Origin of the sequence: Enterobacter sp. BNK-13 (assembly GCF_048685015.1) — a bacterium.
In the GTDB taxonomy this organism is placed as follows: domain Bacteria; phylum Pseudomonadota; class Gammaproteobacteria; order Enterobacterales; family Enterobacteriaceae; genus Enterobacter; species Enterobacter quasiroggenkampii.
Window position 1 is genome coordinate 3,552,649 of the sequence record NZ_JBLQTP010000001.1, and the last position, 20,767, is coordinate 3,573,415.

Annotated in this window: 26 protein-coding genes; 18 read left to right on the forward strand and 8 right to left on the reverse strand. The window is 56.4% G+C overall.

Features of this window, described 5'->3' with window-relative positions; all coding sequences use genetic code 11:
- Positions 1–11: 11 nt before the first annotated feature.
- From speA to ACMGGQ_RS17055, 4 genes are all read right to left on the reverse strand, one after another.
- Positions 12–1,988 carry a biosynthetic arginine decarboxylase gene (gene speA, locus ACMGGQ_RS17040; RefSeq protein WP_008499744.1) on the reverse strand — a complete coding sequence of 659 codons (1,977 nt, stop codon included), beginning with the start codon at positions 1,986–1,988 and terminating at the stop codon, positions 12–14.
- An 8-nt stretch (positions 1,989–1,996) separates the two neighbouring features.
- Positions 1,997–2,128, reverse strand: a complete 132-nt coding sequence (gene yqgB / locus ACMGGQ_RS17045; RefSeq protein ID WP_127312443.1) for an acid stress response protein YqgB — start codon at positions 2,126–2,128, stop codon at positions 1,997–1,999.
- 94 nt (positions 2,129–2,222) lie between these two features.
- A complete protein-coding gene (locus ACMGGQ_RS17050; protein WP_418250466.1) occupies positions 2,223–2,366 on the reverse strand; it encodes a hypothetical protein in 144 nt (47 codons plus the stop codon).
- A 116-nt stretch (positions 2,367–2,482) separates the two neighbouring features.
- Positions 2,483–2,653, reverse strand: coding sequence for a hypothetical protein (locus tag ACMGGQ_RS17055; RefSeq protein ID WP_045335271.1), 171 nt, complete (start codon positions 2,651–2,653; stop codon positions 2,483–2,485).
- 138 nt (positions 2,654–2,791) lie between these two features.
- Between ACMGGQ_RS17055 and metK the strand changes: the two genes are divergently transcribed.
- From metK to ruvX, 8 genes are all read left to right on the forward strand, one after another.
- Positions 2,792–3,946, forward strand: coding sequence for a methionine adenosyltransferase (gene metK, locus ACMGGQ_RS17060; protein ID WP_014885184.1), 1,155 nt, complete (start codon positions 2,792–2,794; stop codon positions 3,944–3,946).
- A gap of 441 nt (positions 3,947–4,387) precedes the next feature.
- Positions 4,388–5,785 (forward strand): galactose/proton symporter, encoded by a 1,398-nt coding sequence (gene galP, locus ACMGGQ_RS17065; RefSeq protein ID WP_008499747.1) that lies wholly within the window; start codon positions 4,388–4,390, stop codon positions 5,783–5,785.
- A gap of 58 nt (positions 5,786–5,843) precedes the next feature.
- Positions 5,844–6,341 (forward strand): SprT family zinc-dependent metalloprotease, encoded by a 498-nt coding sequence (locus tag ACMGGQ_RS17070; RefSeq protein ID WP_021242073.1) that lies wholly within the window; start codon positions 5,844–5,846, stop codon positions 6,339–6,341.
- A gap of 94 nt (positions 6,342–6,435) precedes the next feature.
- Positions 6,436–7,143 (forward strand): deoxyribonuclease I, encoded by a 708-nt coding sequence (gene endA / locus ACMGGQ_RS17075; protein WP_021242074.1) that lies wholly within the window; start codon positions 6,436–6,438, stop codon positions 7,141–7,143.
- 52 nt (positions 7,144–7,195) lie between these two features.
- Positions 7,196–7,927: a 16S rRNA (uracil(1498)-N(3))-methyltransferase gene (rsmE, locus tag ACMGGQ_RS17080; protein ID WP_021242075.1), complete on the forward strand. Its 732-nt coding sequence runs from the start codon at positions 7,196–7,198 to the stop codon at positions 7,925–7,927.
- Between the two features lie 19 nt (positions 7,928–7,946).
- Positions 7,947–8,894: a glutathione synthase gene (gene gshB / locus ACMGGQ_RS17085; RefSeq protein WP_032675473.1), complete on the forward strand. Its 948-nt coding sequence runs from the start codon at positions 7,947–7,949 to the stop codon at positions 8,892–8,894.
- Between the two features lie 87 nt (positions 8,895–8,981).
- Entirely contained in the window at positions 8,982–9,542 is a 561-nt protein-coding gene (locus tag ACMGGQ_RS17090; RefSeq protein ID WP_008499752.1) for a YqgE/AlgH family protein, read from the forward strand.
- Positions 9,542–9,958: a Holliday junction resolvase RuvX gene (ruvX, locus tag ACMGGQ_RS17095; RefSeq protein ID WP_021242076.1), complete on the forward strand. Its 417-nt coding sequence runs from the start codon at positions 9,542–9,544 to the stop codon at positions 9,956–9,958. Before ACMGGQ_RS17090 ends, ruvX begins: the two co-directional genes overlap by 1 nt.
- A 10-nt stretch (positions 9,959–9,968) precedes the next feature.
- On the opposite strand, the gene ACMGGQ_RS17100 is transcribed toward ruvX, so the two are convergent.
- Positions 9,969–10,949, reverse strand: a complete 981-nt coding sequence (locus ACMGGQ_RS17100; RefSeq protein WP_126534038.1) for a type IV pilus twitching motility protein PilT — start codon at positions 10,947–10,949, stop codon at positions 9,969–9,971.
- 17 nt (positions 10,950–10,966) lie between these two features.
- Between ACMGGQ_RS17100 and ACMGGQ_RS17105 the strand changes: the two genes are divergently transcribed.
- From ACMGGQ_RS17105 to ACMGGQ_RS17130, 6 genes are all read left to right on the forward strand, one after another.
- A complete protein-coding gene (locus ACMGGQ_RS17105; protein ID WP_045909932.1) occupies positions 10,967–11,668 on the forward strand; it encodes a YggS family pyridoxal phosphate-dependent enzyme in 702 nt (233 codons plus the stop codon).
- Between the two features lie 21 nt (positions 11,669–11,689).
- Positions 11,690–12,256, forward strand: a complete 567-nt coding sequence (locus ACMGGQ_RS17110; RefSeq protein WP_045909933.1) for a YggT family protein — start codon at positions 11,690–11,692, stop codon at positions 12,254–12,256.
- Positions 12,253–12,549 carry a DUF167 family protein YggU gene (gene yggU, locus ACMGGQ_RS17115; protein ID WP_045909934.1) on the forward strand — a complete coding sequence of 99 codons (297 nt, stop codon included), beginning with the start codon at positions 12,253–12,255 and terminating at the stop codon, positions 12,547–12,549. The genes ACMGGQ_RS17110 and yggU overlap by 4 nt, the downstream gene beginning before the upstream one ends.
- Before the next feature lie 3 nt (positions 12,550–12,552).
- Positions 12,553–13,146, forward strand: coding sequence for an XTP/dITP diphosphatase (locus ACMGGQ_RS17120; protein ID WP_025912468.1), 594 nt, complete (start codon positions 12,553–12,555; stop codon positions 13,144–13,146).
- Positions 13,139–14,281: a radical SAM family heme chaperone HemW gene (gene hemW, locus ACMGGQ_RS17125; RefSeq protein WP_196346579.1), complete on the forward strand. Its 1,143-nt coding sequence runs from the start codon at positions 13,139–13,141 to the stop codon at positions 14,279–14,281. Before ACMGGQ_RS17120 ends, hemW begins: the two co-directional genes overlap by 8 nt.
- Positions 14,282–14,344: 63 nt before the next feature.
- Positions 14,345–14,683, forward strand: a complete 339-nt coding sequence (locus ACMGGQ_RS17130; protein ID WP_196365307.1) for an endonuclease domain-containing protein — start codon at positions 14,345–14,347, stop codon at positions 14,681–14,683.
- A gap of 82 nt (positions 14,684–14,765) precedes the next feature.
- On the opposite strand, the gene ACMGGQ_RS17135 is transcribed toward ACMGGQ_RS17130, so the two are convergent.
- Genes ACMGGQ_RS17135 through trmB form a run of 3 tightly spaced genes read right to left on the reverse strand, consistent with a single transcriptional unit; the run spans position 14,766 to position 16,584 of the window.
- Positions 14,766–15,482, reverse strand: coding sequence for a DUF2884 domain-containing protein (locus ACMGGQ_RS17135; RefSeq protein ID WP_008499762.1), 717 nt, complete (start codon positions 15,480–15,482; stop codon positions 14,766–14,768).
- Between the two features lie 56 nt (positions 15,483–15,538).
- Positions 15,539–15,865 carry a YggL family protein gene (locus ACMGGQ_RS17140; protein ID WP_003862421.1) on the reverse strand — a complete coding sequence of 109 codons (327 nt, stop codon included), beginning with the start codon at positions 15,863–15,865 and terminating at the stop codon, positions 15,539–15,541.
- A complete protein-coding gene (gene trmB / locus ACMGGQ_RS17145; RefSeq protein ID WP_025760376.1) occupies positions 15,865–16,584 on the reverse strand; it encodes a tRNA (guanosine(46)-N7)-methyltransferase TrmB in 720 nt (239 codons plus the stop codon). Before trmB ends, ACMGGQ_RS17140 begins: the two co-directional genes overlap by 1 nt.
- A 138-nt stretch (positions 16,585–16,722) precedes the next feature.
- Here trmB and mutY point away from each other — a divergent pair, with 138 nt between their 5' ends.
- The 4 genes from mutY (at position 16,723) to ACMGGQ_RS17165 (ending at position 20,755) form a co-directional block, all read left to right on the forward strand.
- On the forward strand, positions 16,723–17,781 hold the full coding sequence (gene mutY, locus ACMGGQ_RS17150; RefSeq protein WP_420290317.1) for an A/G-specific adenine glycosylase: 1,059 nt from the start codon (positions 16,723–16,725) through the stop codon (positions 17,779–17,781).
- A gap of 25 nt (positions 17,782–17,806) precedes the next feature.
- Positions 17,807–18,079, forward strand: a complete 273-nt coding sequence (locus ACMGGQ_RS17155; RefSeq protein WP_008499765.1) for an oxidative damage protection protein — start codon at positions 17,807–17,809, stop codon at positions 18,077–18,079.
- Positions 18,080–18,203: 124 nt separating this feature from the next.
- Positions 18,204–19,280, forward strand: a complete 1,077-nt coding sequence (gene mltC, locus ACMGGQ_RS17160) for a membrane-bound lytic murein transglycosylase MltC (RefSeq protein ID WP_014885201.1) — start codon at positions 18,204–18,206, stop codon at positions 19,278–19,280.
- Positions 19,281–19,498: 218 nt separating this feature from the next.
- Entirely contained in the window at positions 19,499–20,755 is a 1,257-nt protein-coding gene (locus ACMGGQ_RS17165; RefSeq protein ID WP_008499767.1) for a nucleoside permease, read from the forward strand.
- Positions 20,756–20,767: the final 12 nt, after the last annotated feature.

Genomic DNA, 20,767 nt, shown 5'->3' on the forward strand with positions numbered 1-20,767 from the left:
CCATTCGTGCGTTATTCGTCTTCCAGGTACGTATAACCGTACAGACCCGCTTCAAACTCTTCCAGGAACTGCTGCTGCAGCGCATCATCCAGCCCGGTGTTTTTCACCTGATCGCGGAACTGCGTCAGCAGGGTTTTCGGATCGAGCTGAACGTATTCCAGCATGTCCGCCACGGTATCCCCTTCGTCAGACAGCTCAACTTCCACGCTGCCGTCAGGGAAGACAAACACGTCAACCGCCTCGGTATCGCCGAACAGGTTGTGCATGTTGCCGAGGATCTCCTGATACGCACCGACCATAAAGAAGCCCAGCATCGGCGGGTTCTCCGGGTCGTATTCCGGCATTGGCATCGTCGTGGCGATACCGTCGCCATCAACGTAGTGGTCGATTGCGCCGTCAGAGTCACAGGTGATGTCCAGCAGCACCGCGCGACGTTCCGGGGCGTGGTTCAGCCCTTCCAACGGCAGAACCGGGAACAGCTGATCGATACCCCAGGCATCCGGCATCGACTGGAACAGCGAGAAGTTGACGTAGATCTTATCCGCCATTCGCTCCTGCAGCTCGTCGATAATCGGACGGTGCGCACGGTTGCTCGGGTCGAGCTGTTTCTGCACTTCATGGCACATGTTCAGATAGAGCTGCTCCGCCCACGCGCGCTCCTGCAGGCTGAAGGTGCCTGAGGAATACCCCACGTGGATGTCGTGCAGGTCCATCTGGCTGTCGTGCAGCCATTCGCGCAGGGAACGACGCGTGCCCGGCTCGTGCATCTCCTGCCAGGTTTCCCACATGCTCTGCAGGGAACGCGGCGCATCGTCTGCGGGCGGCGTCGCTTCGGTGGTTTCGCTGCGCTCAACGCCGATGATGTTCGAGACCAGCACCGTATGGTGCGCGGTGACCGCGCGACCGGATTCGGTGATCACCGTCGGGTGCGGCAGGCCGTTCTCTTCACAGGCGTCGCCGATCGCCCAGATAATGTTGTTCGCGTATTCGTTCAGGCCGTAGTTCACGGAGCAGTCAGACTGCGAGCGGGTCCCTTCGTAGTCCACGCCCAGGCCGCCGCCCACGTCGAAGCACTGAATATTCACGCCAAGCTTGTGCAGCTCAACGTAGAAACGCGCTGACTCACGCACGCCGGTCGCAATGTCGCGAATGTTGGCCATCTGCGAGCCGAGGTGGAAGTGCAGCAGCTGAATGCTGTCCAGACGCCCGCGCTCACGCAGGATCTCCACCAACTGCAGCACCTGGTTCGCCGCCAGGCCGAACTTGGATTTTTCGCCGCCGGAGGACTGCCATTTTCCGGAACCCTGTGACGCCAGACGCGCACGCACGCCAAGGCGCGGCACCACGTTCAGACGCTCGGCCTCTTCCAGCACGATGGCGATTTCAGTCATCTTCTCGATAACCAGATAGACCTTGTGGCCCATCTTCTCGCCAATCAGCGCCAAACGAATGTATTCACGGTCTTTATAGCCGTTACAGACGATCACTGAACGGGTCATGCCCGCATGGGCCAGAACCGCCATCAGCTCCGCTTTGGAACCGGCTTCCAGACCCAGCGGCTCGCCGGAGTGGATCAGAGATTCGATCACGCGGCGGTGCTGGTTTACCTTGATGGGGTAAACCAGGAAGTAGTCGCCTTTATAGCCGTAGGATTCACGCGCGCGCTTGAACGCGGCGTTAATCGAACGCAGGCGATGTTGCAGGATCTGCGGGAAGCAGAACAGTGCAGGCAAACGCTGGCCCTGAGCTTCACGGGCTTTCACCAGTTTGGCGAGATCCACGCGCGCTTCAGGGACGTCCGGATCCGGGCAGACGCTGATGTGGCCCAGTTCGTTGACGTCGTAGTAGTTATTGCCCCACCAGGCAATATTGTAAGTGCGCAGCATCTTGCTGGCTTCCTCGGAGCTCATCGCAACCTCCTGCATAGAACGTAGTACACCCTGTTCGCCCGCTGACGAAGGCGAAAAAGAAGACATGTCGTCAGACATAGCGAACCTCAACTCTTTGTATTAAGTGTAAAACAGTTGACTACTATCGCAGCGTTATACGGCGATAACAACCCATAAACGGCTCCGTTTCCCAGCAGAGTATGCTGAAATCCAGACCGTGCGACCGGTTTCTTATTCATATCATTGTAAAACACGTATCCGAACTCTGTATGACAAGGTTCGGCGAAACCACGAGAAAACTCTTGTATTAACAAGAGCGCCCTTGTTCAGTTTTCACAAAGCGTGACCGGCCCTGGAATCCTGAGAAGCGCCGAGATGGGTATAACATCGGCAGGTTTGCAGACTAGAAATGCGGGTTGCGGGAATCAAATGCGCGCCAGAACGGCTGCGCTGAATTAGCGGAAAACGATGGTTCATTATCTCGTATCACCTCCACGGCCGCCTCTGCTGAAACGGACCCCAAGCCAAAGCTAAAAGTTCACTGCTTTACCCGGCTGGAAGTGGCGACACGATGAGTTCATCGAGCGCTTATTTTATATGAGCCGCGCGCCGCGTTTTATACCGAGAAGGGGGCTAAAAAGCAAAACAAAAATGCGCGTGTTGCCAGCACCGTCAGGAATTTTTGCCAGCAGCAATTTCAACTGAGTGAGAGATGAGTCAAAAAAAACTGGAAATCGGGTGAAGAAGTGACCTAAAATAGCCATCCAGATGTTAATCCATCTATACTGATTAACACTCATACTGCCAGTGTCAAAAACCTGCAGGCCTTGGTAGAATTATCTCCTTTGGCTATTCCACACAGCAGCTTGAGCTAACCAAATTCCTCTTAGGTGAAATAAAACATGGCAAAACACCTGTTTACGTCCGAGTCCGTATCAGAAGGACATCCTGATAAAATTGCTGACCAAATTTCCGATGCAGTGCTGGATGCGATCCTCGCGCAGGATCCAAAAGCGCGCGTCGCGTGTGAAACCTATGTCAAAACCGGCATGGTTCTGGTTGGCGGTGAGATCACCACCAGCGCATGGGTTGATATCGAAGAGATCACCCGTAACACGGTGCGTGAGATCGGTTATGTGCATTCTGATATGGGCTTTGATGCCAACTCCTGCGCGGTACTGAGCGCGATTGGCAAACAGTCTCCAGACATCAACCAGGGCGTTGACCGTGCCGATCCGCTGGAACAGGGCGCGGGCGACCAGGGCCTGATGTTCGGCTATGCAACCAACGAAACCGACGTGCTGATGCCAGCGCCGGTCACCTACGCACACCGTCTGGTGCAGCGTCAGGCTGAAGTGCGTAAAAACGGCACCCTGCCGTGGCTGCGTCCGGATGCAAAAAGCCAGGTCACCTTCCAGTACGACGACGGTAAAATTGTCGGTATTGATGCGGTCGTTCTGTCCACCCAACATTCCGAAGAGATCGATCAGAAATCCCTGCAGGAAGCAGTGATGGAAGAGATCATCAAGCCGGTTCTGCCAACCGAATGGCTGAGCAGCGCCACCAAATTCTTCATCAACCCAACCGGACGCTTTGTGATCGGCGGCCCAATGGGTGACTGCGGCCTGACCGGTCGTAAAATCATCGTTGATACCTACGGCGGCATGGCGCGTCACGGTGGCGGCGCATTCTCCGGTAAAGATCCATCAAAAGTGGACCGTTCTGCAGCGTACGCGGCACGTTATGTGGCGAAAAACATCGTGGCTGCCGGCCTGGCTGACCGCTGTGAGATTCAGGTTTCCTACGCTATCGGCGTGGCTGAACCCACCTCCATCATGGTTGAAACCTTCGGTACCGAGAAAGTGCCTTCAGAACAGCTGACCCTGCTGGTGCGCGAGTTCTTCGACCTGCGTCCATACGGCCTGATTCAGATGCTGGATCTGTTGCACCCAATCTACAAAGAAACCGCTGCATACGGTCACTTTGGTCGTGAACATTTCCCATGGGAAAAAACCGACAAAGCCGCTTTGCTGCGTGAAGCTGCCGGTCTGAAGTAATCGACTGACATCGCTTTTAAAAGGCCAGCCTTCGGGCTGGCCTTTTGCATTTGTGCGATCATTCTTGCCCGGCGGCGCTTCGCTTGCACGGGCCTACGGGTGTTGGGCATTTGTAGGCCGGGTAAGGCGCAGCCGCCACCCGGCTGAAAGGCGCACCGTTTGGAACCGATTACACCGCAGCGGATGTCTTCCGCTTTCAGAATATTCTCTTTGCGTGATCGCCTTTCTTCTGCTGTTACATTCCCTTTCAGTTAAGTCTGAAATGTGTCCTTTCGCGATGCGCATCACCTCATTTACCTCTATATTTTCAAAGCCTTAATTTTATTTACGGTTGCACATTAGTGTAACCGATTACACCTATGTGATTAATCTCACATATTTTTACGGGTCGCTCACCTACCCTTAACATCAATAAAACTGATAACCCAACTGGAGGGCATAATGCCTGACAATAAAAAACAGGGGCGTACGTCCAACAAGGCGATGACATTCTTCGTCTGTTTCCTCGCCGCCCTGGCAGGATTACTTTTTGGCCTGGATATCGGCGTGATCGCCGGTGCATTACCTTTCATTACTGACGAGTTCCAGATCAGCGCTCACACCCAGGAGTGGGTGGTGAGCTCCATGATGTTTGGCGCTGCCGTCGGGGCCGTCGGCAGCGGCTGGCTCTCCTTCAAGCTCGGACGTAAAAAGAGCCTGATGATCGGCGCGATCCTGTTCGTTGCCGGCTCACTCTTCTCTGCCGCAGCGCCTAACGTTGAGGTCCTGCTGGTTTCCCGCGTACTGCTCGGTCTGGCCGTGGGCGTGGCGTCCTATACCGCCCCGCTTTACCTGTCTGAAATTGCGCCGGAGAAAATCCGCGGCAGTATGATTTCGATGTACCAGCTGATGATCACCATCGGTATCCTGGGTGCGTACCTTTCCGATACGGCGTTTAGCTACAGCGGCGCATGGCGCTGGATGCTCGGCGTGATCATCATCCCTGCAGTTCTGCTGCTGATTGGCGTCTTCTTCCTGCCGGACAGCCCGCGCTGGTTTGCTGCCAAACGTCGCTTCCACGATGCCGAACGCGTGCTGATGCGCCTGCGCGATACCAGCGCAGAAGCGAAAAACGAGCTGGAAGAGATCCGCGAAAGCCTGAAGGTCAAACAGTCCGGCTGGGCGCTGTTTAAAGAGAACAGCAACTTCCGTCGCGCCGTTTTCCTCGGCGTACTGCTGCAGGTGATGCAGCAGTTCACGGGGATGAACGTCATCATGTACTACGCGCCCAAAATCTTTGAGCTGGCGGGTTATACCAACACCACCGAGCAGATGTGGGGGACCGTCATCGTGGGTCTGACCAACGTGCTGGCGACCTTTATCGCCATCGGTCTGGTGGACCGCTGGGGACGTAAGCCAACCCTGACGCTGGGCTTCCTGGTGATGGCGGCCGGTATGGGCGTCCTCGGTACCATGATGCATGTGGGCATTCACTCCCCAACCGCCCAGTACTTTGCGGTAGGCATGCTGCTGATGTTTATCGTCGGGTTTGCGATGAGCGCCGGGCCGCTGATCTGGGTGCTGTGCTCTGAGATCCAGCCGCTGAAAGGGCGTGACTTTGGTATCACCTGCTCTACCGCAACCAACTGGATTGCGAACATGATCGTCGGCGCAACGTTCCTGACCATGCTCAATACCCTGGGCAATGCGAACACCTTCTGGGTCTACGCCGGTCTGAACATCTTCTTTATTGTGCTGACCATCTGGCTGGTTCCAGAAACCAAACACGTGTCTCTGGAACATATTGAACGTAACCTGATGAAAGGTCGTCCTCTGCGCGAAATCGGCGCCCACGACTGATCCTCTTGCGGGAGGCGCCTCTTGCGCCTCCCCGCTTCGCGCTTTATGCTCTGCCCCTATGAAAGCACCCCGTCTCCCCATCGCCATTCAGCAGGCCGTTATGCGCAGCCTGCGGGAAAAACTCGCCCAGGCGAACCTGAAGCTCGGTCGCAACTACCCTGAACCCAAACTCGTCTACCAGCAGCGTGGTACCTCGGCCGGCACCGCCTGGCTTGAGTCGTATGAGATCCGCCTTAACCCGGTGCTGATGATGGAAAACCAGCAGGCGTTTATCGATGAAGTGGTGCCGCACGAGCTGGCGCATCTGCTGGTGTGGAAACACTTTGGCCGCGTCGCGCCGCATGGAAAAGAGTGGAAGTGGATGATGGAGGCGGTGCTCGGCGTTCCGGCCCGCCGCACGCATCAGTTCGAGCTGGAATCGGTACGCCGCAATACCTTCCCCTACCGCTGTCAGTGCCAGCAGCACCAGCTTACCGTCCGTCGCCATAATCGCGTGGTGCGCGGCGAGGCGACCTACCGCTGCGTCAAATGTGGCGAGCCACTGGTGGCGGAATAATTATCTGAACTTTCAGGAACTTTCCTGATCTGACTGATTGCATACAGGAACAACATTCGTTACGTTGCGGGCTCGTTTTGACACGGAGTGTAAGATGTCCCGTAATTTTTCTCTTGCGGTCGCCTTTTTGACGACAGCGCTCTCAGGCCACGCCCTGGCCGACGGTATCAACAGTTTCTCTCAGGCCAAAGCGGCCGGTGTTAAGGTCAACGCCGACGTGCCGGGCGATTTCTACTGCGGCTGTAAAATTAACTGGCAGGGTAAAAAAGGGGTCGTTGACCTTGAGTCCTGCGGCTACAAGGTGCGTAAAAACGAAAACCGCGCCAGCCGTATTGAATGGGAACATGTCGTTCCGGCATGGCAGTTTGGCCACCAGCGCCAGTGCTGGCAGGATGGCGGACGTAAAAACTGTGCCAAAGACCCGGTTTACCGCCAGATGGAAAGCGATATGCATAACCTGCAGCCTGCGGTGGGCGAAGTGAACGGCGACCGGGGTAACTTCATGTACAGCCAGTGGAACGGTGGCGAAGGCCAGTACGGCCAGTGCGGTATGAAGATTGATTTTAAAGAGAAAGTCGCCGAGCCCCCTGCCCGCGCGCGCGGCAGCATTGCCCGCACCTACTTCTATATGCGCGACCGTTACGATCTCAACCTTTCCCGCCAGCAGACGCAGCTGTTCAACGCCTGGGACAAGCAGTACCCGGTGACAGAGTGGGAATGCCAGCGCGACGAACGTATCGCCAGAGTCCAGGGGAATCACAACCCTTACGTCCAGCGGGCTTGCCAGGCGCAAAAGAGCTAACCTACACTAGCGGCAATTCGCTTACATCGTATGAGACACGGAATTTCTGACTATGCGCATTCCCCGCATTTACCATCCTGAACTGATTACCGCAGGCCGCGAAATCGCCCTGTCTGATGACGCCGCCAACCACGTTGGCCGCGTGCTGCGCATGGGCGCCGGTCAGGCAATACAGCTGTTCGACGGATCCAACCAGGTTTTCGACGCCGAAATTACGCGGGCAGATAAAAAAAGCGTACACGTGAACGTCCTGCGCGGTGAAGTGGATGACCGGGAATCACCGCTGCACATCCATCTGGGCCAGGTGATGTCGCGCGGCGAGAAAATGGAGTTCACGATCCAGAAATCCATTGAACTGGGTGTAAGCCTCATTACGCCACTTTTTTCTGAGCGCTGTGGCGTTAAACTGGATGCGGAACGTCTGAACAAAAAGATCCAGCAGTGGCAGAAAATTGCCATCGCGGCTTGCGAACAGAGTGGCCGCAACCGGATTCCGGAGATCCGCCCGGCGATGGACCTGGAGGAGTGGTGTGCAGAAGAGGACAGTGGGCTGAAGCTCAATCTTCATCCGCGCGCCAGCGCCAGCATCAATACGCTGCCGCTGCCCGTTGAGCGCGTTCGCCTGCTGATTGGTCCCGAAGGCGGCCTGTCGGCGGACGAAATTGCGATGACGGCACGTTACCAGTTTACTGATATTCTGTTGGGACCTCGCGTTCTGCGCACTGAGACAACGGCACTCACGGCCATTACCGCACTACAGGTACGGTTTGGCGATCTGGGTTGACGCATTATTGGAGAGAAAGATGATCAAGCTCGGCATCGTGATGGACCCCATCGCAAACATCAACATCAAGAAAGATTCCAGCTTCGCCATGCTGCTGGAAGCGCAGCGTCGCGGCTATGAACTCCACTATATGGAGATGAACGATCTTTACCTGATCAACGGTGAAGCCCGCGCCCGCACCCGCATCGTTAACGTCGAGCAGAACTACGACAAATGGTATGAGTTCGGCACCGAGCAGGACATTGCGCTGGCCGATCTCAACGTCATTCTGATGCGTAAAGATCCGCCGTTCGACACCGAGTACATCTACTGCACCTATATTCTCGAACGTGCCGAAGAGAAGGGAACGCTGATCGTCAACAAGCCGCAGAGCCTGCGCGACTGTAACGAGAAGCTCTATACCGCCTGGTTCTCTGACCTGACGCCGGAAACCCTGGTGACCCGCAGCAAAACGCAGCTGAAGGAATTCTGGCAGAAGCACGGCGACATCATCATGAAGCCGCTGGACGGCATGGGCGGCGCGTCGATTTTCCGCGTGAAGGAAAGCGATCCGAACATTGGCGTGATTGCCGAAACGCTGACCGAACTGGGGACGCGTTACTGCATGGCGCAGAACTATATTCCGGCGATCAAAGACGGCGACAAACGCGTTCTGGTGGTGGATGGCGAACCGGTCCCTTACTGCCTGGCGCGTATCCCGCAGGGTGGCGAAACCCGTGGTAACCTGGCGGCCGGTGGCCGTGGTGAGCCGCGACCGTTGACCGAAAGCGACTGGGAAATTGCCCGCCGTGTTGGCCCTACGCTGAAAGCCAAAGGCCTGATCTTCGTCGGACTGGATATCATCGGCGATCGTCTGACCGAAGTGAACGTCACCAGCCCGACCTGCATTCGTGAAATTGAGGCGGAATTCCCTGTCTCAATCACCGGCATGCTGATGGACGCTATCGAAAAACGTTTACAAAAATAACCTAACAATACTATTAGTGACAGCGCCTGAGTTTGTCCCCATACTGGGCGCTGTCGCTTTTTAAACCAGGAAACAGTACCTCTGACAATGAATTTACAGCATCACTTTCTTATTGCCATGCCTGCTCTCCAGGACCCGATTTTTCGCCGCGCCGTGGTTTATATTTGTGAATACAATGAAGACGGCGCGATGGGCATTATCATTAATAAACCGCTGGAAAATCTTCAGGTTGAAGGGATTCTGGACAAGCTGAAAATCCCGGCTGAAGCGCGACTGCCGGAAATCCGGCTTGATAAGCCCGTGATGCTGGGTGGACCTCTCGCAGAAGATCGCGGTTTTATCCTGCATACGCCGCCAGTATTCTCTTCCAGCATTCGCATCTCCGACAACACCGTTATCACGACCTCGCGTGACGTGCTCGAAACCCTGGGCACCGCAGAGCAGCCTTCTGAAGTGCTGGTGGCGCTGGGCTATTCGTCGTGGGAGAAAGGCCAGCTTGAGCAGGAGATCCTCGATAACGCCTGGCTCACCGCGCCTGCGGACATGAATATCCTGTTTAAAACGCCGATAGCCGATCGCTGGCGCGACGCGGCGAAGCTGATTGGTATTGATATTCTGACCATGCCTGGCGTAGCGGGGCACGCCTGATGAGCGGAACGCTTCTGGCCTTCGATTTTGGTACCAAAAGCATCGGCGTCGCCGTGGGACAGCGCATCACCGGTACCGCGCGCCCGCTTACGGCCCTGAAGGCCAACGACGGTACGCCGGACTGGAACCTCATTGAGCGCCTGCTCAAGGAGTGGCAGCCGGATGACGTGATTGTAGGGCTGCCGCTGAACATGGACGGTACCGAACAGCCGCTGACCGCCCGGGCGCGTAAGTTTGCCAATAAAATCCATGGCCGCTTTGGCGTCTCCGTGAAGCTGCACGACGAGCGTCTGAGCACCGTCGAAGCGCGCGCGGGTCTGTTTGAGCACGGCGGCTTCCGGGCGCTGAACAAAGGCAGCGTCGACTCCGCTTCTGCCGTCATCATCCTCGAAAGCTATTTCGAGCAGGGCTTTTAAGCACAGGGGCCTACAGCCGCCCCTGCGCCCGTCTCTCCGCCAGACTCTGGTCAAAGTTCTGCATGCCTGCCTGCTGACCGGTTTGAATGATGCCGGGAAGTTGCCACGTTTTTCCTTCACGTATCAGATTCGCCGCCGCCGCGGTATTCACCAGCAGCTCATACAGCGCGACGCGCCCGCCCTGAAGATCGGGAAGCAGTTTCTGCGCCAGCACCGCCCGCAGGCTGCCGGCCAGCTGGTTACGCACCGGATCTTTCTCCTGCGCCGGGAACGTATCGACCAGCCGCTCAATCGCCTGCGATGCCCCGCGCGTATGCAGGGTCGCCAGCACCAGATGCCCGGTCTCTGCTGCCGTTAGCGCCAGGCGGATCGTTTCGCTGTCGCGCAGCTCCCCGAGCAAAATCACGTCAGGATCCTGGCGTAAGGCGCTGCGCAGCGCGTCGGCAAATGACGGGCTGTGCTGACCAATCTCCCGCTGCTGGATCAGGCAACGCTCGCTCTGGTAGATAAATTCCACCGGATCTTCGAGCGTGAGGATATGGCCGTCAGTATGGTGGTTGAGAAAATCGACCATCGCCGCCAGCGTCGTAGATTTACCGCTGCCGGTCGCCCCCGTCACAAGAATCAACCCGGACTCATTGGTTAACAGTTCCGGGATGGCCCTCGGCGCACCCAGTGAAGCGAGCTGCGGACAGGTACGCGGCAACAGCCGTAGCGTCACAGAGACACCGCGCATCTGCTTAAAGGCACTGCCGCGCAGGCGCTGACCTCCCGCCACCGTCGCGGCAAAATCCACCTGCCCGCTGGCCCACCATATGCCCTGCTGCTCATCGTTGAGCCACGCTTTTAACAACGCCCCGACGTCGGGAGGAGGAAACGGTGCCGGTTCAAGGCGGCCTGTTCTGCGCCAGCGGGGTGGCGAATCACTGCACAGGTGTAGATCGGAGACGTTATGCTTTACACTAAGGGCCACAATTTCTTCCACATCCATAGACTACTCCTCGGAAAATGAACGACATTGCGCATAACCTGGCACAGGTCCGGGACAAAATCTCAGCCGCCGCAGCGCGTTGCGGCCGGGCTTCAGAAGAAATTACGCTGCTTGCAGTCAGCAAAACCAAGCCTGCGAGCGCCATCGCAGAAGCCATTGACGCAGGCCAGCGGGCATTTGGTGAAAACTACGTGCAGGAAGGCGTGGATAAAATTCGCTACTTCCAGGAACAGGGGAAGACGGATCTGCAGTGGCACTTTATTGGCCCACTGCAGTCGAACAAAAGCCGTCTGGTGGCAGAGCACTTCGACTGGTGTCACACCATTGACCGCCTGCGTATTGCGACGCGTCTGAACGACCAGCGTCCGGCAGAGATGCCAGCGCTTAACGTGCTGATTCAGGTCAACATCAGTGACGAAAACAGCAAGTCCGGCATTGCGCTGAGCGAGCTGGATGCGCTGGCAGCCGAAGTGGCCGAACTGCCGCGCTTAACCCTGCGTGGTTTGATGGCAATCCCGGCGCCTGAGTCAAGTTATGAAAGGCAGTTTGCCGTGGCACAGCAAATGGCTGTAGCATTTGAGGCGCTTAAAGCGCGCTATCACACGGTAGACACGCTTTCTCTGGGCATGTCGGATGATATGGAAGCCGCCATTGCGGCAGGCAGCACGATGGTGCGCATCGGCACGGCAATTTTCGGTGCGCGCGACTACTCAAAATAATAAGGAAACCTGAGGAACGCCATGAAGACGTTGACTTTCCTGCTCTCAACGGTCATTGAGCTGTACACGATGGCGCTTTTGCTGCGCGTCTGGATGCAGTGGGCCCGCTGTGATTTTTACAATCCGTTCTCGCAGTTTGTCGTGAAAATCACGCAACCTGTTGTCGGACCGCTGCGCCGTATTATCCCGGCCATGGGTCCCATCGACAGCTCGTCTCTGCTGGTGGCGTTTATTCTGAGCGTTATCAAAGCGATCGTGCTGTTTATGGTCATCACCTTCCAGCCGATTATCTGGATTGCCGCCGTTCTGATTCTGATCAAAACCATCGGCCTGCTGATTTTCTGGGTGCTGCTGGTTATGGCGATCATGAGCTGGGTCAGCCAGGGCCGTAGCCCGGTAGAGTATGCCTTGATTCAGCTGGCCGAGCCGCTGCTGCGTCCAATCCGTAACCTGCTTCCGTCTATGGGCGGCATCGATTTTTCGCCGATGATCCTGGTTCTGCTGCTCTATGTGATCAACATGGGGATCGCTGAACTGCTGCAGTCCACGGGCGATATGCTGCTGCCGGGGCTGTGGATGGCGCTATGAGTGCAGTAAGCACCTGCGCTGACGGGCTGGTTTTACGGCTGTATATTCAGCCGAAAGCCAGCCGTGACAATATTGTTGGACTGCATGGCGACGAGTTAAAAGTCGCTATCACTGCCCCGCCGGTTGACGGCCAGGCGAACGCGCATCTGACCAAATATCTGGCAAAACAGTTTCGCGTCGCCAAAAGCCAGGTCATCATTGAAAAAGGCGAACTGGGGCGACATAAACAGGTAAAAATCCTTAATCCGCAATCTATCCCGACGGAAGTCGCGGCTCTGACAGAACAGGACTAAACCATGCAGAAAGTTGTTCTCGCGACCGGCAACGCCGGTAAAGTGCGCGAGCTGGCCTCGCTATTAAATGATTTTGGTCTGGACGTGGTCGCCCAGACCGATCTTGGCGTGGATTCCGCCGAAGAGACGGGGCTGACGTTTATCGAAAACGCGATCCTCAAAGCCCGCCATGCCGCGCAGATTACGGGCCTGCCCGCGATTGCCGACGACTCCGGCCTGGCCGTAGACGCCCTTGGCGGCGCGCCGGGGATCTACTCCGCGCGCTATTCCGGCGTTGACGCTACCGACCAACAGAATCTGGAAAAGCTGCTTGTCGCCCTGAAAGACGTCCCGGACGAGCAGCGTACCGCGCAGTTCCACTGCGTGCTGGTCTATCTGCGTCACGCGGAGGACCCGACGCCGATCGTCTGCCACGGCAGCTGGCCAGGCGTGATTACCCGTGAAGCGGCTGGCAACGGCGGCTTTGGTTATGACCCGATTTTCTTTGTCCCTTCCGAGGGCAAAACCGCTGCGGAACTGACCCGCGAAGAGAAAAGCGCGATATCCCACCGTGGACGCGCGCTGAAACTGTTACTGGAAGCACTGCGTAATGGCTAATTTGCCACCTCTTAGTCTTTATATTCACATCCCGTGGTGCGTGCAGAAATGCCCGTACTGCGATTTCAACTCGCACGCGCTGAAGGGCGAAGTGCCGCACGATGACTACGTGGCGCATCTGCTGGCCGACCTGGACGCCGATGTACCTTACGCACAGGGACGTGAAGTTAAGACCATTTTCATTGGTGGCGGTACGCCGAGCCTGCTGTCAGGCCCGGCGATGCAAACGCTGCTGGACGGCGTGCGTGCGCGCCTGAACCTGGCAGCGGATGCTGAAATTACGATGGAAGCCAACCCCGGCACCGTTGAGGCCGACCGTTTTGTCGACTATCAGCGCGCGGGCGTTAACCGCATCTCCATCGGCGTGCAGAGCTTTAGCGAGCCGAAACTGAAGCGCCTGGGGCGTATTCACGGCCCGGAAGAGGCGAAGCGCGCGGCAAACCTGGCGACCGGTCTTAATCTTCGCAGCTTTAACCTCGATTTGATGCACGGCCTGCCGGATCAGTCGCTGGACGAGGCGCTGGACGATTTGCGCCAGGCCATTGCGCTGAACCCGCCGCACCTGTCGTGGTACCAGCTCACCATCGAGCCCAACACCCTGTTTGGCTCGCGCCCGCCGGTGCTGCCGGATGACGACGCGCTGTGGGATATCTTCGAGCAGGGTCACAGGCTTTTAACCGCTGCGGGCTATCAGCAGTACGAAACGTCGGCGTATGCGAAGCCGGGCTACCAGTGTCAGCACAACCTGAACTACTGGCGCTTTGGCGACTATCTCGGGATTGGCTGCGGCGCGCACGGTAAGGTGACTTTCCCGGACGGGCGCATTCTGCGCACCGCCAAAACCCGTCACCCGCGCGGGTATATGGAAGGCCGCTACCTGGAGCGTCAGCACGACGTCGAGGCGGCGGATAAACCGTTTGAGTTCTTTATGAACCGCTTCCGCCTGCTGGAAGCCGCGCCGCGCGCGGAGTTTGCGCTGTTTACCGGGCTGCCGGAATCGGTGATTCGCCCGCAGATCGACGAGGCGCTGGCCCAGGGATATCTCACGGAATGTGATGATTACTGGCAGATCACCGAGCACGGCAAACTGTTCCTCAATTCCCTTCTTGAGCTGTTCCTCGCCGAAGATTCCTGAAGGCTGATTCAGGATTTTGCATCCCGCTCTGCCGGCTGAGGGAAAGGCTGGCAGAGTGTGGGAATGGACAAATCAAAACAACTCCGCAAACAAATGACGCCCGAAGAGTTACGCCTCTGGTATTTACTCAGGGGACGCCGCTTCTTTGGCTATAAGTTTCGCCGCCAGATGCCGATTGGTGCGTATATCGTGGATTTTGCCTGTTTTAAGGCGAAGCTGATTATCGAGCTGGACGGTGGACAACATCAGAACAACGAAATGTATGATTCACGTCGTGCTGAATTTTTGCATGCAAACGGCTGGGAAATACTGCGGTTCTGGAATAATGAATTCAGAGCTAATGAGGAGGAGGTAATGATGGCTATTCTGCAACGACTGCAATGCCTGATGCCCTCACCCTAACCCTCTCCCACAGGGAGAGGGAACGATTACACCCTCTCCCCTGGGGAGAGGGATGGGGTGAGGGGCCCAGCGCGCAGAGACCTTACTTCAGCGTCCCCACCAGCGCCTTCCGGCTGTCTTCCAGCGACACCACGCGTTTACACACGTCTTTGCCGAACTGCTGGAAATCATCTTCCTGGTTTTTCCACTCGTTCTGAATGGAGGTTTGCAGGCCGCCCAGACTGCCCAGCACGCCCTGCAGCGGGTTACCGCCGCCTTTCAGCACCGCTTTAGCCCCCATCTCGTTGATGCTGTCCTGCAGGATGCCGCCCATCGCCTGGTTCACCAGCTGCTGCCCGTCGGCACGGACCTGATCAATCGCCTTGTAGTGGAACGTCAGGCCATCGGAGCGCGTCTCGATAATCCGGTTCATCTGTTCTTTAAGCTGCTTGTCCAGCTTCGTCAGGCGGGTGCGCATGTTGCTGCTCTCCCCCACCTCTTTGGTGATGATCTTATCCAGCGCCACGCGGCTCTTTTCGACGCGCGTCAGGGCACCTTCATTAATCCACGGCAGCGCGGTACGCAATTCGGACTGGTAGTCTTTCGCCTGCTCGCGCTGTGCGGCAGTCAGGTTGTACTGCTTGCCGTTATAGGTGACGTTCCCTTCTGGCGTAATCACCAGATTGCCGTTCTCGCCTTTGACCTGCACGGTTTGCGGGCTTAACACCACGTCATCACGCGGGGTGACGCTACATTGATAATCCGCATGGGCGGTGAATCCGGTTGCCATTAAAGCAACTGCCAGCAACGTTTTGCGCATCTTAAACACTCCCTCAGACAAAACGGGCCAGCTAATGCTGGCCCCTTACTGCTTTATTAGTCCCACCAAACGTCGAAAAGTTCGCTGACGCGGACATCTTCAAGCTTGTGGTCTTCAAGCCATTTACGAACCAGAGCCTGATGTTCTTCGGTGCATTTACCCACTTCCTGGGTGCAGATCAGACCTTCCCAGGCCAGATAGCCGCTACCGTCGAAGGCCAGTTTGTTTGGCTCGATCACCTCGTTGATGAACGCATCCACGTCCTGATCGATCTGCTCAACGCTGGTGCCTTCCGGGAAACGCCACGCAACGGAGAAGCCCACTTCCTGGAATTCTTCGATGTGCATCTTTTTACGCAGACGACGGCTACGATTCTTTGCCATTATTTCACCCTCTCGAACATTAAGTCCCATACACCGTGACCAAGACGATGGCCACGCTGTTCAAATTTCGTTACCGGACGCGATTCCGGACGCGGTACATAGTCGTTGCTCGCAGACTGGTTTTTGTAACCGTCCAGCGACGACATCACCTCCAGCATATGTTCCGCATACGGTTCCCAGTCGGTCGCCATATGGAAGACACCGCCCAGCTTCAGCTTGCTTTTAACCAGCTCGGCAAACGGCGCCTGAACGATACGGCGTTTATTATGACGCGCTTTGTGCCACGGGTCAGGGAAAAAGAGCTGAACCATGGTTAAAGAATTGTCAGGAATCATTTTGTGCAGCACTTCCACCGCGTCGTGACACATCACGCGCAGGTTCTCAACGCCCTCTTCATGGGCCGTTGCCAGACACGCGCCAACGCCCGGGGAGTGGACTTCGATACCGAGGAAGTTCTGCTCCGGGCGCGCTTTCGCCATGGTCACCAGCGAGGCGCCCATACCGAAGCCAATTTCCAGCGTGACCGGCGCGTCGCGACCAAACAGCTCGCTGAAATCCAGAGGCTGCTCGCTGAACTCAACGCCCATCACCGGCCAGTAGTTGTCCAGCGCGTGTTGCTGACCTTTTGTCAGGCGGCCCTGACGACGGACAAAGCTGCGAATACGGCGCAGCGGGCGACCGTTTTCATCAAATTCCGGTGAAATGACGTCGTTTTTCATAAAAGAGTTGTCTGCTTGTGAGAATGTTCGGGAAACGGGCATTATCCAAAGTTAAGGCTTCTATGCAAGCATGGGAAAGATCCGGTTTACAGCAGATTGACGCTGTGCTGCAATCTGCGTCCCTGATTATGCGAATCGATGACCATGCAAGCCTCTCAATTTTCAGCCCAGGTGCTGGACTGGTACGACAAATACGGGCGTAAAACCCTGCCCTGGCAAATTGAAAAAACGCCTTACAAAGTGTGGCTCTCCGAGGTGATGTTGCAACAAACGCAGGTCGCCACGGTAATCCCTTACTTCGAGCGTTTTATGGCGCGCTTCCCGACGGTGACCGACCTGGCCAACGCCCCGCTGGACGAGGTGCTGCACCTGTGGACCGGTCTTGGCTATTACGCCCGCGCGCGTAATCTTCACAAAGCCGCTCAGCAGGTTGCGACGCGCCACAACGGGAAATTCCCGGAAACCTTCGACGAGGTGGCCGATCTCCCCGGCGTGGGACGCTCAACCGCAGGCGCTATTCTCTCTCTGTCTTTAGGTAAGCATTTCCCGATCCTCGACGGCAACGTGAAGCGCGTGCTGGCACGCTGCTACGCCATCGAAGGCTGGCCGGGGAAGAAAGATGTTGAAAAACGTCTTTGGGAAATTAGTGAAGAGGTCACCCCGGCCAACGGCGTCGAACGTTTCAACCAGGCGATGATGGATCTCGGCGCCATGGTCTGCACGCGCTCAAAACCCAAATGCGAACTCTGCCCGGTGAGTAACCTCTGCGTGGCGTATGCCAACCATTCGTGGGCGCAGTATCCGGGCAAGAAACCCAAACAGACGCTGCCGGAGCGCACCGGCTATATGCTGCTGATGCAGCACGGCGATGAGGTCTTCCTGGCCCAGCGTCCGCCGAGCGGTCTGTGGGGTGGTCTATACTGCTTCCCACAGTTTGAAGATGAAGACTTGCTGCGTGAATGGCTTAAACAGCGCGGGATTGCTGCCGATAACCTGACGCAGCTGACCGCGTTTCGCCACACCTTCAGCCATTTCCATCTGGATATTGTGCCGATGTGGCTTCCCGTGTCCTCCTTCGCCTCGTGCATGGATGAAGGCACCGCTCTCTGGTATAACTTAGCGCAACCGCCATCAGTCGGGCTGGCGGCTCCCGTGGAGCGCCTGTTACAGCAATTACGTGCCGGTGCAATGGTTTAGCATCGGTCAAAAAAGAGGAATGAGTATGGCCAGAACGATTTTTTGTACTTTCCTGCAGCGTGACGCTGAAGGCCAGGATTTCCAGCTTTATCCGGGCGAGCTGGGTAAACGCATCTACAATGAAATCTCCAAAGAAGCCTGGGGACAGTGGCAGAAAAAGCAGACCATGCTGATCAACGAGAAGAAACTCAGCATGATGAACCCGGAACACCGCAAGCTGCTGGAGCAGGAGATGGTGAGCTTCCTGTTCGAAGGTAAAGACGTGCACATCGAAGGCTATACGCCACCGGAAAAATAATATCGAGCGGCTGTTGCCGGGTAGCGCTACGCTTACCCGGCCTACAAAACCGTAGGCCCGTGCAAGCATAGCGCCGCCGGGCAACAGCAACGACCAGGCAAACACAACACGCACTCCCGGAATGATGAAAAAACTTTTAGCGCTAGCCCTTGTTGCGCCGTTGCTGGTCTCGTGTTCGTCAAAAAAAGGCGATGATTACAACGAGGCCTGGATCAAGGACACCAACGGTTTTGACATTTTGATGGGGCAGTTTGCCCATAACATCGAGAATATATGGGGATTTAACGAAGTTCTTATTGCCGGACCTAAGGACTACGTTAAGTACACCGACGCCTATCTGACCCGTAGCCATATCAACTTTGATGAGGGGACGATCACGATTGAGACCATTGCAGGCACGGACCCTGCGGCACGACTCCGTCAGGCGATTATCAAAACCCTGCTGATGGGTGACGATCCGGGCTCTATCGATCTCTACTCCGATGCCGACGATATCACCATCTCGAAAGAGCCGTTCCTGTACGGTCAGGTTGTCGATCAGACCGGTCAGCCGATCCGTTGGGAAGGTCGCGCCACGAAATTTGCCGACTACCTGCTGCAGACGCGCCTGAAGAGCCGCTCTAACGGTCTGAAGATTATCTACAGCGTCACCATCAACCTCGTCCCGAACCACCTCGACAAGCGTGCGCATAAGTATTTGGGCATGGTGCGTCAGGCCTCGCGTAAGTACGGCGTGGATGAGTCGCTGATCCTGGCGATTATGCAGACCGAATCCTCGTTTAACCCGTATGCGGTAAGCCGTTCCGACGCCCTGGGGCTGATGCAGGTGGTGCAGCACAGCGCCGGGAAAGACGTCTTCCGCGCGCAGGGGAAATCCGGCACGCCGAGCCGCAGCTATCTGTTCGACCCGCAGAGCAACATTGATACCGGCACCGCCTATCTGGCGATGCTGAATAATGTGTATCTCGGCGGTATCGATAACCCAACGTCGCGTCGCTATGCGGTGATCACCGCCTATAACGGCGGCGCGGGCAGCGTGCTGCGCGTCTTCTCGAATGACAAAGTGCAGGCCGCGAACATCATCAACAGCATGGCGCCGGGTGATGTCTACTCCACCCTGACCACCCGCCACCCATCTGCGGAATCCCGCCGGTACCTGTATAAGGTGAATACGGCGCAGAAAAACTATCGTCGTCGATAATCAACACACCTTCTCCTGCAAGGAGAAGGTGTTCTGCTTTCCCCCACCCATACGAAAATGTTATTTGCATCACAATCCAAACTGCAAATTAATGTGGATTGCATTTTTTTGCGGGAGGTAACAAAACATATCGTTGCCAACTGATAGAATTGCATCAAATAACAACCCTGAATGTTCCTATAACAACATATCTCCCGCTCACTTGTGAGGAAAGTAACATGAACCTTAAGCTGCAGCTTAAAATATTGTCGTTTCTGCAGTTCTGCCTGTGGGGTAGCTGGCTGACTACACTCGGCTCCTATATGTTTGTGACGCTCAAGTTCGATGGTGCGTCAATCGGTGCCGTATACAGCTCGCTCGGTATTGCGGCGGTCTTCATGCCGACGCTGCTGGGGATCGTGGCGGATAAATGGCTCAGCGCCAAATGGCTGTACATGCTTTGCCATCTGGTGGGCGCGGGGACGCTGTTTATGGCAGCCCAGGTGACCACGCCGGGGGCAATGTTCATGGTGATCCTGCTTAACTCGCTGGCCTATATGCCAACGCTTGGGCTGATCAACACCATCTCCTACTACCGCCTGAAATCCGCGGATATGGATATCGTGACCGATTTCCCGCCAATCCGTATCTGGGGCACCATCGGCTTTATCATGGCGATGTGGGGCGTGAGCTTCGCGGGCTTCGAACTGAGCCATATGCAGCTCTATATCGGTGCGGCGCTCTCCGTATTGCTGGCGATCTTCACCCTGACGCTGCCAACCATTCCGGTGTCTAACCAGCAGAAAAACCAGAGCTGGAGCACCATGCTCGGCCTGGATGCCTTTGCGCTGTTCAAAAACAAACGCATGGCGATCTTCTTTATCTTCTCCATGCTGCTGGGCGCGGAGCTGCAGATCACCAACATGTTCGGCAACACCTTCCTGCACAGCTTCGATAACAACCCGCTGTTCTCCGGCAGCTTTATCGTTGAACATGCGTCGGTGATGATGTCCATCTCTCAGATCTCTGAGACGCTGTTCATCCTGACCATCCCGTTCTTCCTGAGCCGCTACGGCATCAAGAACGTCATGCTGATCAGTATCGCGGCGTGGATGTTGCGCTTCGGTCTGTTCGCCTACGGCGACCCAAGCCCGTTCGGCACCGTGCTGCTGGTGCTGTCGATGATTGTTTACGGTTGCGCCTTCGACTTCTTCAACATCTCCGGTTCGGTGTTTGTGGAAAAAGAAGTGAAGCCTGAAATCCGCGCCAGCGCGCAGGGTATGTTCCTGATGATGACCAACGGCTTCGGCTGTATTCTGGGCGGCGTGGTGAGCGGTAAAGTGGTTGAGATGTACACCACCAACGGCATCACCAACTGGCAGCCGGTGTGGCTGATCTTCGCGGCGTACTCGCTGGTGCTGTTCTTCGCGTTCATCGCGCTGTTCAAGTACAAGCACGTGCGTGAACCGCACGGTGCGCAGCCGATCGCGCATTGATTGTTGTGCCCG